General features: G+C 70.6%; 13 protein-coding genes. 5 read left to right on the forward strand and 8 right to left on the reverse strand.

The annotated features are described in order from the left end of the window. The first annotated feature begins 107 nt into the window (after window positions 1-107). Window positions 108-557 (forward strand): hypothetical protein, encoded by a 450-nt coding sequence (locus MKK67_RS16205; protein ID WP_243966153.1) that lies wholly within the window; start codon window positions 108-110, stop codon window positions 555-557. A gap of 142 nt (window positions 558-699) precedes the next feature. Here the strand turns inward: MKK67_RS16205 and MKK67_RS16210 are convergent, their stop codons facing one another. The 5 genes from MKK67_RS16210 to MKK67_RS16230 form a co-directional block, all read right to left on the reverse strand. After that, window positions 700-1,950, reverse strand: a complete 1,251-nt coding sequence (locus MKK67_RS16210; RefSeq protein ID WP_409568406.1) for an alpha/beta hydrolase family esterase — start codon at window positions 1,948-1,950, stop codon at window positions 700-702. Window positions 1,951-2,079: 129 nt separating this feature from the next. After that, a complete protein-coding gene (locus MKK67_RS16215) occupies window positions 2,080-2,499 on the reverse strand; it encodes a CopG family transcriptional regulator (RefSeq protein ID WP_243966156.1) in 420 nt (139 codons plus the stop codon). Between the two features lie 505 nt (window positions 2,500-3,004). Further along, window positions 3,005-4,930: a propionyl-CoA synthetase gene (locus MKK67_RS16220; RefSeq protein WP_243966158.1), complete on the reverse strand. Its 1,926-nt coding sequence runs from the start codon at window positions 4,928-4,930 to the stop codon at window positions 3,005-3,007. Window positions 4,931-5,188: 258 nt separating this feature from the next. Further along, the gene (locus MKK67_RS16225; protein ID WP_243966160.1) at window positions 5,189-5,509 is read right to left on the reverse strand and encodes a GIY-YIG nuclease family protein; all 321 of its coding nucleotides are present in this window, start codon (window positions 5,507-5,509) and stop codon (window positions 5,189-5,191) included. 258 nt (window positions 5,510-5,767) lie between these two features. Further along, a complete protein-coding gene (locus MKK67_RS16230) occupies window positions 5,768-5,950 on the reverse strand; it encodes a YdcH family protein (RefSeq protein ID WP_243947087.1) in 183 nt (60 codons plus the stop codon). Window positions 5,951-6,081: 131 nt separating this feature from the next. On the opposite strand from MKK67_RS16230, the gene MKK67_RS16235 reads away from it, so the two are divergent. The 4 genes from MKK67_RS16235 to MKK67_RS16250 all read left to right on the forward strand — a co-directional run bounded on the left by MKK67_RS16235 (window position 6,082) and on the right by MKK67_RS16250 (window position 9,181). Next, window positions 6,082-6,345, forward strand: a complete 264-nt coding sequence (locus MKK67_RS16235; protein WP_152997395.1) for a YdcH family protein — start codon at window positions 6,082-6,084, stop codon at window positions 6,343-6,345. Window positions 6,346-6,423: 78 nt separating this feature from the next. Beyond that, the gene (purE, locus tag MKK67_RS16240; protein ID WP_243966161.1) at window positions 6,424-6,921 is read left to right on the forward strand and encodes a 5-(carboxyamino)imidazole ribonucleotide mutase; all 498 of its coding nucleotides are present in this window, start codon (window positions 6,424-6,426) and stop codon (window positions 6,919-6,921) included. Further along, the gene (locus tag MKK67_RS16245; protein ID WP_243966162.1) at window positions 6,918-8,027 is read left to right on the forward strand and encodes a 5-(carboxyamino)imidazole ribonucleotide synthase; all 1,110 of its coding nucleotides are present in this window, start codon (window positions 6,918-6,920) and stop codon (window positions 8,025-8,027) included. The genes purE and MKK67_RS16245 overlap by 4 nt, the downstream gene beginning before the upstream one ends. A 281-nt stretch (window positions 8,028-8,308) precedes the next feature. After that, complete coding sequence (locus MKK67_RS16250) at window positions 8,309-9,181, forward strand: tetratricopeptide repeat protein (RefSeq protein WP_243966163.1); 873 nt, start codon at window positions 8,309-8,311, stop codon at window positions 9,179-9,181. Between the two features lie 179 nt (window positions 9,182-9,360). Here the strand turns inward: MKK67_RS16250 and MKK67_RS16255 are convergent, their stop codons facing one another. The 3 genes from MKK67_RS16255 to MKK67_RS16265 all read right to left on the reverse strand — a co-directional run bounded on the left by MKK67_RS16255 (window position 9,361) and on the right by MKK67_RS16265 (window position 13,107). Continuing rightward, entirely contained in the window at window positions 9,361-10,515 is a 1,155-nt protein-coding gene (locus MKK67_RS16255; RefSeq protein ID WP_243966164.1) for an acyl-CoA dehydrogenase family protein, read from the reverse strand. 208 nt (window positions 10,516-10,723) lie between these two features. Then, window positions 10,724-11,920, reverse strand: a complete 1,197-nt coding sequence (locus MKK67_RS16260) for an acyl-CoA dehydrogenase family protein (RefSeq protein ID WP_243966165.1) — start codon at window positions 11,918-11,920, stop codon at window positions 10,724-10,726. A 2-nt stretch (window positions 11,921-11,922) separates the two neighbouring features. Further along, window positions 11,923-13,107: an acetyl-CoA C-acyltransferase gene (locus tag MKK67_RS16265; protein WP_243966166.1), complete on the reverse strand. Its 1,185-nt coding sequence runs from the start codon at window positions 13,105-13,107 to the stop codon at window positions 11,923-11,925. Between the last annotated feature and the right edge of the window lie 263 nt (window positions 13,108-13,370).

A 13,370-nucleotide genomic window follows, 5' to 3' on the forward strand; every position in this document is an offset into this window, starting at 1 on the left:
TTTTGGCAGGACGACGGCCTGATGCCGGCGATGCGAACCGCCTGAGGGGGCGAGATCGCTCGAGGTCCCCCATGATGCGCCCGAACCGTTCCGCCCGACTTGCCGCTATGGCCGCAGCCCCGCTCGCCCTGGCGGTGTTCCTCGCCCTTCCGGCGACGGCCCAGCCCGCCGCGTTCGGCGGCCCGAAGATCCTGATCCACGGCAATTACTGCGGCCCGGGCAACAACGCCCCGCTGCCGCCGATCGATGCCCTCGACGCGGCCTGCGCCCGCCACGATGCCTGCACGCCGAACGGCGGCCTGCCGTCCCAGGCCTGCAACCTGCGCCTCCAGCACGACGCGGCGCTCATCTCGCGTGATCCGCGCCAGCCCCAGGACCTGCGGGCCCTGGCCGGCTTTGTCGCGGCGAGCGCGACGCTGATCCCGGCCGAGCCCGGCCCGCAGCGCTTGCCCGCTTCGGTCACGACCGGCACGATGCCGGGGACCTACGCACCGAGCCTGTCGCTGCCGGCCCCGTCGGCCGTTGTCCCGGACGAGGAGCCGGACGACGCGGAGTGATGCCTAGAGCCGCCCCCGATCGCAACGCGATCGGGGGCGGCTCTAAGTCGTTGATTCGACTAGCTTGCTTGCGTCGAACCGGTATCCGCTTCGGCGGCGAGCGCTCCAGCCGGGGTGCTTAGCCCCGGCTCCGTTCGACCGCTCAGGCCCGGGCCCCCGCCTTCCGCGCATGCCCGAGGAAGAACCGGACCATCGCGCGGCTCGCATCCGGGCCGCTCGGCTCGGTGAACGACCCATCCGGGCTGCCGCCCGACCAGGCATGCCCGGCGCCGTGCAGGACCCAGTATTCCAGCTGGGTCCGGCCGGCGGCGTCATTGCGGACGGTCCTCGTATAGGCGACGCCCCCCGGGCTCGTGCCGCGTTCGACCGTCTCGGCGAGGCCGGTGACCGCCATGGCCTGGGCCACCACCTGGTCGCCGTTGGCCGGGTGGACGGTGCGGTCGACGTCGCCGTGGAACACGATGGTCGGGACCGCCTGCCGGTTGCGCCCCGGCGCACCCCCCTGCCCCTTCATGGCGGCGAAGGCCGAGGCGACGTCGCGGGCCGAGCCGCAGGCCAGGCCGGAATGGACCCCCACCGCCGCGAACAGGTCCGGATAGGTCGCCGCCAGGATCGCCGCAGCGGCGCCCCCGGCCGAGAGCCCGGCGGCGTAGACCCGGTCCGGATCGGCGGAGAACTCGTCCACCAGCGCCCGGGCGATGCCGGCGAGCAGGGCCGGCTCGCCGCCGTCGCGGGCCTGATCGCCGGCGGCGTACCAGTTCCAGCAGCGCTGCATGTTCGCCGACTGGGGCTGCTCCGGGTAGGCGACCAGGAAGGTCTGTTCCTCGGCGAGGTGGTTCATCCGCGTGCCGGCGGCGAAGTCGTCCGGGTTCTGGGTGCAGCCGTGCAGCATCAGGAGCACCGGCAGGGCCTGGCCCGTGTAGCCGCTCGGCACGAACACCTTGTAGCGGCGGCTGCCCGCGGCGCCGGTGAAGACCCGGTCCTCGAACCGGGCGCCCTCCGGCACGGGGGCGGCGGCCTTGCCCGGCTGGACGGAGCCGCCGGCGAACCCCTCCGCGAAGCCGCCGATGGGAATGCCGCCTTTGGCGAGGCTGTCGCGCACGGTGCGCATCACCGCCGAAGCGATGTCGGCCCCTCCGGGGGCGGCGTGCTCCGGGGCTGCGGCCGGGTTGGGCGCGGTCCAGGCGCCGTCCGGGGATTTCGGCGCCTCCATGTCGATGGTGGTGGATCCGGCGGCCTCGGCCGGACGGTCGCGCGCCTCGGCCCAGCGGGCGAAGGCGTCGGCCTGCCGGCGCTGGAACCGGCCCATCGCGGCGGTCATCCGGGCCGCCCGGGCGGCGCGCTTGCCCTCGGCTTCGGCCGAGCCGGAGGCGCCGAAGCCGCCGAGCTTCATCTTCGACAGGTCGAAGTTCAGAAAATCCATCTTGGGAAAGTGTTTCATCGGGCCGTTCCTTGCGGGTGAGGTTCGGACACGGCCGGCTGCTGCGCCTGACTGTGCGGTCGGGGTATTCGGGTGGGCTGCTCAGGCGATCCGGTCGGCCAGGGCGGCCTTGACCGCGGGGCTGGCCTGGAACGCGCCCAGGACCTCCACGGAGGCGATCGCGGCGCGCGCCAGTTCGGGGGTGACGTCCAGCGCCACGGTGGCGAGGCCGAGGACCTGGATATGCAGGGGCACGCCGGCGTCGCGGGCGGCCTCCAGGGCGGCGCGCGAATAGTGCGAGACGCCCAGGCGCAGCTGGCGCCGGGCTACGGATTGGCGCACCGCCTCCTCCTGCCGGTCCAGCTGGTTGCGCACCGCGGTGCGGATGAAGTCGGCCCGGTTGGCGTAGAACCCGTCACGAACCATCAGGTCGACCCGGCCGAGATCGACGAAGCCGAGGTTGATCGTGATCTTCTCGCTGTCCGGCACCTTGGGCCGGAGTTCCTGCACAATGCTCGCCATCACCTCGCCCTCCCCAGACCATCCGGTTGGATGGTCTAGAGATGGTTGGCGGATCTCGGGGCGCAAGGGGCGACTGCGGCGCGTTTCGATAAGATCGCGGTTTCAGAAGGTCTGGGCCAGCGGGATCAATTGCCTCGGACCGTGGCAGCCAAGTCCGATGGCGCGCCTCCTTGTGTCGGGGCGACAGCCGAGAAGAAAGCCTGGAAGCGTGAGATGGGTCGCAGGGGGATCCTCCCTGTAGGGATCCCTGAATTCCACGGACGCTTACACATCCACCCCGTCATCCCGGGGCGCCGCAGGCGAGCCCGGGATCCAGATCCGCCGACGGCGCATGTCCATGATCCGACAGCGTTTCTGGATCCCGGGCTCCGCTGCGCGGCCCCGGGATGACGAGGCTGATTTCAGAACGGCCTCGGCAAGGGCACACGTCGTCGAGCAGGCGGGAACGCCCATGCCCGCCGCTACAAACACTTTGGAGGGCGAGCCCTGATGTCGCGACGCGTGATCAGTCCGCGCCGATCCCCCGCCCCTTCAGGCTCGCATCGATCTCATCGAGCGCAGTGGCGTCGTCGATGGTCGCCGGCATGGTCCAGGGCTCGTGGTCGGCGATGCGCTTCATGGTGGCGCGCAGGATCTTGCCGGAGCGGGTTTTCGGCAGCCGCGGCACGGTGAGCGCGAGCTTGAACGCCGCCACCGGGCCGATCTCGTCGCGGACCTTGGCGACGAGCTCGCGCTCGATGTCCTCGGGGGCGCGGTCGACCCGGGCTTTGAGCACCACGAAGCCGCAGGGCACCTCGCCCTTGAGCGCGTCGCGGATGCCGATCACCGCGCACTCGGCGACATCCGGATGGCCGGCCAGCACCGCCTCCATGCCGCCCGTGGACAGGCGATGGCCCGCGACGTTGATGATGTCGTCGGTCCGCCCCAGCACGGTGATGTAGCCGTCGGCGTCGATCACCCCGGCATCCGAGGTGTCGTAATAACCCGGGAAGGTGGCAAGGTAGCTCGACCGCATCCGCGCGTCCGAGCCCCACAGGGTCGGCAGGCAGCCGGGCGGCAGGGGCAGGCGGATCGCGATGGTGCCCATCGTGCCGGGCGGGACCGGCTTACCGCCCTCGTCCAGGACCTCGACCCGGTAGCCCGGCATCGGCACGCAGGTGCTGCCGTGCTTCACCGGCAGGAAGCCGAGGCCCAGCGGATTGCCGGCGATCGGCCAGCCGGTCTCGGTCTGCCACCAATGGTCGATCACCGGGCGGCCCAGCACCCGCTCGGCCCAGGCAACCGAATCCGGGTCGGCCCGCTCCCCGGCCAGGAACAGGCTGCGGAAGGCGGACAGGTCGTAGGCGCCGATCAGGGACCCGGCCGGATCCTCCTTCTTGATGGCGCGCAGGGCCGTCGGCGCCGTGAACAGGCAGACGACGCCGTGCTCGGCGACCACCCGCCAGAACGCCCCGGCATCCGGCGTGCCCACCGGCTTGCCCTCGTACAGCACCGTGGTGCAGCCGTGCAGGAGCGGCGCGTAGACGATGTAGGAATGGCCGACCACCCAGCCGATATCGGAGGCGCAGAAATAGGTCTCGCCGGGCTGGACGCCGTAGAGGTTTGGCATCGACCAGGCGAGCGCCACGAGGTAGCCGCCGGTATCCCGGACCACGCCCTTCGGCTTGCCGGTCGTGCCGGAGGTGTAGAGGACGTAGAGCGGGTCGGTGGCGGCCACCGGCACGCAGGCGGCGTGCTTGCCCGCCGCCCGGGCGGCCGCGACGGTCTCGGCCCAGTCGCGGTCGCGCCCCGCGACGAGGGTCGCGGCGCATTGGGGACGCTGCAGGATCAGGCAGGCCTCCGGCTTGTGCCGGGAGGTGGCGATCGCGAGGTCCAGCAGCGGCTTGTAGGCGACCACCCGGTTCGGCTCGAGTCCGCAGGAGGCGGCCAGCACCACCTTCGGGGTGGCATCCTCGATCCGCACGGCCAATTCGTTCGCCGCGAAGCCGCCGAACACCACCGAGTGCACGGCCCCGAGCCGGGCGCAGGCCAGCATGCCGAACAGGGCCTCGGGCACCATCGGCATGTACAGCACGACCCGGTCGCCCTTGCCGACGCCGAGCTCGGCCAGCACCGCGGCGAGCGCCGCCACCGAATCGCGCAGCTCCCGATAGCTGATGCTGCGCTTGGTCCCGGTGACGGGCGAATCGTACAGGATCGCCGCCTGCTCGGCCCGCGCCCCGTCGGCGTGGCGGTCCACCGCGTTGTGGCAGGCGTTGAGCGTCCCGTCCGGGAACCAGCGGCCGTAGGGGCCGGATTCCGGCGCGAAGGACCGCGCCGGCTTCTGCGCCCAGTCGAGCGCCCCGGCCGCTTCCAGCCAGAACGTCTCCGGGTCGCGGCGCGCCGCGTCGTAGATCTCGGGATAGCGGCCCGGCAGGCTGGCGGTGGTCATCGGCGCGGCGTGTCCTCGGGGGCCGCTCTCCGGCGGCATCACGGGCAGCGTAGCTGATTCTTGTTTTTTGCGCGCGATGGCGGGCGGTGAGGATGATGTGAGCAGACGGATCGTTTGGAGACACGGCCTGACGAAGAATCCGCTTCTCCCATCCAACCCCCTCATCCTGAGGTGCTGCGCAGCGGCCTCGAAGGAGGGCTCCAGGGATCGTGCGCCTTCTGGAGGGCTCCTTCGAGGCCTCCGCTGCGCTTCGGCACCTCAGGATGAGGGGGATGGTTTGGATGAGCGTTGCGCAGCCGGGCGCTTGGCCAGCATGTGCACCTCATCCCAATCGTCGCGGATCAGCGCCTCTTTCTTGGCCTGGCTCCAGCCCTTGATGCGCCGCTCGGCCGCAACCGCGTCCGCAATGCGCTCGAACTGCTCCGCGTAGACCAGTGTGACCGGCCGCCTCCGGCTCGTATAGCCGGGGTAGGTGCCGGCCTCATGCTCGCTGAGACGCTTGTCGAGGGACGACCCACGCGCGGAGCCGACATAGTAGCTGCCGTCCGAGCATCGCAGCATGTACACGAACGCGCTCACGATCCGACTCATCCCGCGGCGGGATGCCGAGCCTAGCGCATCATGCCGCTTCCCCTACCCTCTCCCTCATCCTGAGGCGCCGCGCACCGGCCTCGAAGGAGCCCTCCAGGGATCGCAGTGGCGTCTGGCGGGCTCCCCAAGCTGAGGACCGTGGCCGGGTGAACGCGGTCATCACCCCCAAAAGAAGCCGCCGCACCGGGCGGACCGATGCGGCGGTTCTCGTCTTGGATGTCTAACCGTGGGACAGTCAGGCGCGGCTCAGTGCAGCGTATCGTTGCCGGCTTGCAGCCTGTTGATCTCGTCCTTGAGAAGAAGTTTCCGTCGCTTCAGTTCGGCAATATGGAGGTCGTTCGCAGAAGGCCTGTGGATCGCCTCGTGAATCTCACGCTCGAGGGCTTCGTGCTTCCGGGCGAGTTGGCTCAAATGCGTCTGCAGCGACATGAGTCGAATCTCCTGTCATTGTTCCGACACATGGAGACTGGCACAGGATGCCGCACCTGTCGAAGCCTTTTCTCCGGTCAAGCCTGACGAATGCTTGCCGGGCCGGCTTGTCCCGCGGCGGGGTGTAACGCATGCTCTTCGACACGGAACGGTCTTCGATACCGCGGGTGACGATGGCGGACGAGTCGAACGAAAACGTGCAGCCGGCGGATCTCGAAGCCGAGCTGAATCGGCTGCGCGAGGAACACCGGGGGCTCGACGGCGCCATCGAGGCCCTGGAGCGCAGCGTCGCCGGGGATCAGCTACAGATCCAGCGCCTGAAGAAGCGCAAGCTGACCCTGCGCGACCGGATCTACCATATCGAGGACGCCCTCACCCCGGACATCATCGCCTGATGTCAGTGGACGCGCCGGCGCGGCGCCTTGCCGCCGGGCCGCCCCGCCTGTAAGCGCCCTCTTTTGCCGGGACAAACGATGGCGTCGCCTCCGGTCGCGATCATCATGGGCAGTCAGTCCGATTGGGCGACCATGCGGCACGCCGCCGAGACGCTCGACGCGCTCGGGGTGCCGTACGACGCGCGCATCGTCTCGGCCCACCGTACCCCCGACCGGCTCGTGGCCTTCGCCAAGGGCGCCGTCGCGGCCGGGTTCAAGGTGGTGATCGCGGGCGCCGGCGGGGCCGCCCATCTGCCCGGCATGGCCGCCGCGATGACCCGCCTGCCGGTCTTCGGCGTGCCGGTGGAATCCAAGGCCCTGTCCGGCCAGGACAGCCTGCTCTCGATCGTGCAGATGCCGGCCGGCATCCCGGTGGGGACCTTGGCGATCGGCCGGGCCGGGGCTGTCAACGCGGCGCTGCTCGCCGCCGCGGTTCTGGCGCTCACCGATCCTGCCCTGGCGGAACGCCTCGATGCGTGGCGCGCGGCCCAGACCGCGTCGGTGGCCGAACGGCCGGAGACGGAAACGCTTTCGTGACCGACACAGCTTTGAAGCCCGGCTCCACCCTCGGCATCGTCGGCGGCGGACAGCTCGGGCGCATGATCGCGCTCGCGGCGGCCAATTACGGGCTGAAGGTGCATGTCTACGCGCCCGACCGGGACAGCCCCGCCTTCGACGTCTGCGCCCTCACCACCTGCGCGGCCTACGACGATGCCGAGGCGCTCGCCGCCTTCGCGCGGAGCGTGGACGCGGTGACCTACGAGTTCGAGAACATCCCGCGCGCCACCGCCGACATCCTGGCCCGGCACGCCGCCTTGCATCCGAACGCGGAGGCGTTGTCGACCACCCAGGACCGCCTCACCGAGAAAGACTTCATTAACCGGCTCGGCATCCCGACCGCGCCGTTCCAGGCGGTGGACACGCCCGACGACCTCGACCGGGCGATCGCGGCGCTCGGCCTGCCGGCGGTGCTCAAGACCCGCCGGTTCGGCTACGACGGCAAGGGCCAGCGCATCCTGCGCGAGCGCGCCGAGGGCGACCGCAACGCGCTGTTTGCCGAGTTCGGCGGCGCGCCGCTGATCCTGGAAGGGTTCGTGCCGTTCGAGCGCGAGGTCTCGGTGGTGGCCGCCCGCGGCCGCGACGGCGGCTTTGCGGCCTTCGACCTGTGCGAGAACGAGCACCGCGACCACATCCTGGCGCTGACCCGGGTGCCGGCCCCGGGCCTCACCCCCGAGACCGCCCGCGCCGCCCTCGACATCGCCAAGCGCATCGCCGACGCCCTGGACTATGTCGGCGTGCTCGCCGTCGAGATGTTTCTGGTGCGCGAGGACGGGGTGGAGCGGCTCGTGGTCAACGAGATCGCGCCGCGGGTGCACAATTCCGGGCACTGGACCATCGAGGGGGCGACGACCTCGCAATTCGCCCAGCACGTCCGGGCGGTGTCCGGCTGGCCGCTCGGCGATTCAGCCCGGGTCGGCGGGCTGCCGGTGGAGATGCGCAACCTGATCGGCGCCCAGGCGGACGACTGGTCCGCCCTGCTCGCCGAGCCCGGCGCCCACCTGCACCTCTACGGCAAGGGCGAGGCCCGGCCCGGCCGCAAGATGGGCCACGTCACCCGGCTCGGGCGCATCCCGGAAGCCTGACCGGGCCCGGTTCTGCGGCTTCGGGAACACACCGGACCGGCCGCGCGCGCGCCGGAGGCCGCGACACGGCCTGCGCGCGTCCGCGAGCCATACCTTCGCCACATCCCAAAGCTTCCACCACGGCGTGACCGGTCGCGGGACCGCGTATCCTTAAGCCGGCATTCACCGCGATGCGCGACGGTGCCCCGGAGATGCGGGACGCGGCGTAAGCCGGGCGACAGACAAGATTCGGGGGCGGGGTGGGCACGCGGGGCGGGCCGTGCCCCGGGGAGAGTGGGGCGATGATCGTACGCAACGGGCTGGCACACAAGATCGCGCTGATCGGCGCGGCCACGCTCTCGGCCGCGGCGCTTGCGGGCTGCGAGACCGTCGGAAGCGCCGCCGGCCCGCGGCAATACGCGGTGGTGGAGACCGACACCACGGGCGCCACCAACGTCAACATCGCCTCGCTGACCGAGGTGATCCAGCGCAACCCGAACGACGCCGCCGCCTACAACACCCGCGGCGCCGCCTATGCCCGCGCCGGCCAGTTCAACGACGCCATCGCGGACTTCACCAAGGCGATCCAGATCGATCCGAATTCCGGCTCGGCCTACAACAACCGCGCGCTGGCCGAGCGCCAGGTCGGCCGCGACGCCGCCGCGCTGCAGGACTTCACCAAGGCGATCGGCATCGACCCGAATTACGGCCCGGCCTATATCGGCCGCGCCAATGTCGAGCGCGCCCAGGGCAACGTCGACCAGGCGCTCGCCGACCTCAACGTCGCGATCCGGCTGATGCCCGAATCGGCCGAGGCCTACCATGCCCGCGGTCTGGTGAAGCAGAAGCAGGGTCAGGATACCCAGGCGATCGCCGACTTCGACGCCGCGATCGACCGCAACCCGTTCGTGTCCGCGCCCTACGCGGCCCGAGGCCAGAGCCTGATCGCCACCAACCAGTACCCGAAGGCGATCGAGGACTACAACGCGGCGCTCAACGTCAACAACAAGGACGCCACCTCCTGGGCCTATCGGGGCCTGGCCTACGAGAAGTCGGGCCAGCGCAAGGAGGCGCTCGAGAACTACCAGCGCGCCGCCGTGATCGAACCCAACAACGCCGTCGCCCGCGCCGGCCTCGGCCGCGTGCAGGGCGGCGTGGGTTCGCTGTTCAACTGATTTTTTCTGCCTGGTTCATCCCACCCATCCCCCTCATCCTGAGGCGACGGAGCGAAGCGGAGGCCTCGAAGGAGGCCTCCAGCCAGCCGCGCGATCCCTGGAGGGCTCCTTCGAGGCGGCTGCGCCGCACCTCAGGATGAGGGGGTTTGGGCGGGATAGGGTGAGGCCAAAAAAGGCCCTTACGCCGCCAGCAGCCCGTTCTCCCCTTGCGTGATCCGGCGCAGGTGGTGGGCGGTGTCGCCGAGCTGGTACTCGATCATGGCGAGCCGCTTGAAGTGGTGGGCGCCGATATATTCCAGCGTCATGCCGATGCCGCCGTGGAGCTGCACCGCCTCCTGGCCGACGAACCGGCAGGCCTTGTTGATCTGCACCTTCACGGCCGCCAGTGCCGCCGCCCGCGCCGCCGGATCCTCCGCCTCCACCATCATGGCGGCGTAGAGCGCCATCGAGCGCGCCTGCTCCAGCTGGATCAGCATGTCCACCGCCCGGTGCTGCAGGGCCTGAAACGAGCCGACGCTGACCCCGAACTGCGTGCGGGTCTTGAGATACGCCACCGTCAGCTTGTGGAGCGCGTCCATCGAGCCGACCGCCTCGGCGGCGAGGGCCGCGATGCCGTGCTCCACCACCCGTTCCAAGAGCGGCAGCCCGGCCTCGGGATCGCCCAGCACCGCGTCGGCCGGCAGCGTAACGTCAGAGAACGACACCTCGGCGGCGCGCCCGCCATCCTGGGTCGGGTAGGCCTCGATCGCCACCCCCGGGGCGTCCGCCGGCACCAGGAACAGCCCGATCCCGTGCGGGTCGCGCCGCTCCCCGGAGACCCGCGCTGAGATCACCATCAGCCCGGCCGCGTCGGCATTGGGCACGACGCTCTTGGCCCCGCTCAGCACGAACCCGTCGCCCGAGCGCCGGGCCGTGGTCGCCACGTCGTAGAGGTCGTAGCGGGACTGGCGCTCGGTATGGGCCAGGGTGAGCCGCAGGCTGCCGTCGATCACGCCGGGCAGGATCGTCTCCGTCTGTGCCGGGCTGCCGCCGAGCCGGAGCGCCGTCGCGCCGAGCACCAGGCTCGCGAACAGCGGCTCGACCACGAGGTTGCGCCCCACCGCCTCCATGACCAGCATGGTCTCCACCGGTCCGCCTGCGAGCCCGCCCTCGGCTTCCGAGAAGGGCAGGCCGGTGACGCCGAGTTCGGCAAAGGCCGTCCAGCCTTCCTCGGGGAAGCCGAGCGGCGCCTTCAGCCGCGCCTGCCGGCTCTCCAGCGACGGGTATAGGTCCGCCGCCAGCCGCTCGACGCTGTCGCGCAGGAGCGACTGGTCCTCGTTCAGGTCGAAATCCATGTCGCGTTCCTTGCCTCGCTGACTCGCATCGCCCCGTCACCTGATCCTTCCCGCCCGCGCCCTCATCCTGAGGTGCCGGAGCGCAGCGGAGGCCTCGAAGGAGCCCTCCAGCCGGCCCCGCGATCCCTGGAGCCCTCCTTCGAGGCGGCTTCGCCGCACCTCAGGATGAGGGGGTTGGGTGGGATCGGCGGTGGCGGCCCGCCTGTCCTCACAACCCCAAGATCCCCTTGGCGATGACGTTGTGCTGGATCTCGTTGGAGCCGCCGTAGATCGAGACCTTGCGGTTGTTGAAGTAGCTCGGCGCCGCCGCATCGACCCAGTCGAAGCCGCCGGGCAGGTTGTTGGCCCCGGCTCCGCGTGACGGCGCCGCCAGGGCGAACGGGCCGGCGAGCTCGACCAGCAATTCGGTCGCCGCCTGCTGGAGCTGCGAGCCGCGGATCTTGAGGAGCGAGGAGGCGGGGTCGGGCTCGACCGAATCCGCCCTGCCCTGCTTGGCCGCCACCCGCATCTGGGTGATTTCCAGCGCCTTCAGCTCGACCTCCACCTCCGCGACCCGGCCGCGGAAGTCGCGGTCGTCCCACATGGTCCCGGAGCCCGCCGGCATCTCCTTGGCGAGGCGCTTGATCCGCTGAATGCGTTCCTTGGTCAGGCCGATCCGGGCGATGCCGGTGCGCTCGTTGGCGAGCAGGAATTTTGCGTAGTCCCAGCCCCGGTTCTCTTCGCCGACGAGGTTCTCGACCGGAACGCGGACGGAATCAAAAAAAACCTCGTTGACCTCGTGCCGGCCCTCCAGGGTCAGGATCGGCCGCACGGTGATGCCGGGCGTCTTCATGTCGATCAGCAGGAAGGAGATGCCGCGCTGCTTCTTGGCATCGAAGTCGGTGCGGACGAGACAAAAGATCCAGTCGGCGTGCTGGCCCAGCGTCGTCCAGGTTTTCTGGCCGTCCACGATGTAGTGGTCGCCGTCGCGCACAGCCTTGGTCTTCAGGGAGGCGAGGTCCGAGCCGGCGCCGGGCTCGGAGAAGCCCTGGCACCACCAATCGTCGAGATTGGCCGCACGCGGCAGGAAGCGCGCCTTCTGGTCCTGCCGGCCGAAGGTCGCGAGCACGGGGCCGAACATGTAGCAGTTGAATTGCTGCGGCAGCGGCACCGCCGCCTGGAACAACTCCTCGGTGTAGATGTAGCGCTGGATCGGGGTCCAATCCCGGCCGCCCCATTCGGCCGGCCAGTGCGGCACCGCCCAGCCCTTGGCGTTGAGGATCCGCTGGCTGGCGACGATGTCGTCCTTGGCGAGGCTGCGCCCCTCCGACACCTTCTTTCGTATGTCAGCCGGGATCTCCGTCCGGCAGAAGCTGCGGACCTCGTCGCGGAACGCGATCTCGTCCGGCGTAAAGCGCAGATCCATGGTCAGCCCCCGATCTCGAACAGGCCGGCACAGCCCTGGCCGCCGGCCACGCACATCGTCACCACGGCGTAGCGCGCCCCGCGGCGGCGGCCTTCCAGAAGGGCGTGGCCCACAAGCCGCGCCCCCGACATGCCGAACGGATGGCCGACCGCGATGGCGCCGCCGTTGACGTTGACCTTGTCCGGATCGATCCCGAGCCTGTCCCGGCAATAGACCGACTGGGAGGCGAAGGCCTCGTTCAGCTCCCAGAGGTCGATGTCGGCGACCGTGAGTCCCTGCCGCTTCAGCAGGCGCGGCACCGCGAAGACCGGGCCGATGCCCATCTCGTCCGGCCCGCAGCCGGCCGAGGCGAAGCCCCGGAAGGTGCCGAGCGGCGTCAGGCCGCGCCGGGCGGCCTCGGTAGCCGACATCAGCACGCTGGCGGCGGCGCCGTCCGAGAGCTGGCTGGCATTGCCCGCCGTGATGAAGGCGCCCTCCCCGCGCACGGGCTTGAGCTTCGCCAAGCCTTCGAGCGTCGTGTCGGGCCGGTTGCCCTCGTCCTTGGCGAGCCTTGTCTCGACCTCCAGGGTCTCGCCGGTGGCCTTGTCGGTCACCGCCATCACGGCGCTCATCGGGACGATCTCGTCGTCGAACAGGCCTTGCGCCTGCGCGGTGGCGGTGCGGCGCTGGCTCTCCAGCGCGAACGCGTCCTGCGCCTCCCGGGAGATGCCATAGCGCTCGGCGACGATATCGGCGGTCTCGATCATCGGCATGTAGATCGCCGGCAGGTGCGCCTCCAGCCAGGCGTTGCGGGTCAGCTCCCGCTGCACCTTCGGCTGGACCAGGCTGATCGACTCGACCCCGCCCGCGACCGCCACCGGAACGCCGTCGAGGATGATCCGCCGGGCGGCGCTGGCGATCGCCTCGAGCCCCGAGGCACAGAAGCGCGAGACCGTGACGCCCGCAGACTCTACCGGGTTTCCCGCCACCAGGGCGGCGTGGCGGGCGACGTTGCCGCCGGTGGCGTTCTCGGGATAGCCGCAGCCCAGCACCACCTCCTCCACCGAGTCCGGCTCCAGGCGGGCCCGGTCCAGGGCCCCCCGGATCGCGTGGGCCGCGAGGTCGGCGCCGCGGGTGAGGTTCAGCGCGCCGCGATGGGCCTTCCCGATCGGCGTGCGGGCGGTCGAGACGATCACCGCGTCGGTCATGCCGGGCTCCTCTGGGGTTCCGAACGGATGTGCAGGTCGGATGCTGGCGCAGCATCGGCCGGATGTGGTGCGGGTCCCCTCTCCCGTGCGGGAGAGGGACAGGGTGAGGGGTGCGACCTGTCCGGAAGACCCTGGTCCCTCACCCCAACCCTCTCCCGCACGGGAGAGGGGGCGCGGCGCGGGCTGCAGGAGCGACGGCGCCTGATGCAGGCGGGTTGGGGATCCCAAAGGGCGTCACGCCCTTTGATGGGGTGTCGGGGCAA

The organism is Methylobacterium sp. J-072, assembly GCF_022829425.1.
Lineage (GTDB): Bacteria > Pseudomonadota > Alphaproteobacteria > Rhizobiales > Beijerinckiaceae > Methylobacterium.

Coding starts and splice junctions, on each gene's coding strand:
- MKK67_RS16205 (WP_243966153.1), top strand. CDS start 108: ATGGCCGCAGCCCCGCTCGCCCTGGCGGTGTTCCTCGCCCTTCCGGCG.
- MKK67_RS16210 (WP_409568406.1), bottom strand. CDS start 1,950: ATGAAGCTCGGCGGCTTCGGCGCCTCCGGCTCGGCCGAAGCCGAGGGC.
- MKK67_RS16215 (WP_243966156.1), bottom strand. CDS start 2,499: ATGGCGAGCATTGTGCAGGAACTCCGGCCCAAGGTGCCGGACAGCGAG.
- MKK67_RS16220 (WP_243966158.1), bottom strand. CDS start 4,930: ATGACCACCGCCAGCCTGCCGGGCCGCTATCCCGAGATCTACGACGCG.
- MKK67_RS16230 (WP_243947087.1), bottom strand. CDS start 5,950: ATGTCGCTGCAGACGCATTTGAGCCAACTCGCCCGGAAGCACGAAGCC.
- MKK67_RS16235 (WP_152997395.1), top strand. CDS start 6,082: ATGCTCTTCGACACGGAACGGTCTTCGATACCGCGGGTGACGATGGCG.
- purE (WP_243966161.1), top strand. CDS start 6,424: ATGGCGTCGCCTCCGGTCGCGATCATCATGGGCAGTCAGTCCGATTGG.
- MKK67_RS16250 (WP_243966163.1), top strand. CDS start 8,309: ATGATCGTACGCAACGGGCTGGCACACAAGATCGCGCTGATCGGCGCG.
- MKK67_RS16255 (WP_243966164.1), bottom strand. CDS start 10,515: ATGGATTTCGACCTGAACGAGGACCAGTCGCTCCTGCGCGACAGCGTC.
- MKK67_RS16260 (WP_243966165.1), bottom strand. CDS start 11,920: ATGGATCTGCGCTTTACGCCGGACGAGATCGCGTTCCGCGACGAGGTC.
- MKK67_RS16265 (WP_243966166.1), bottom strand. CDS start 13,107: ATGACCGACGCGGTGATCGTCTCGACCGCCCGCACGCCGATCGGGAAG.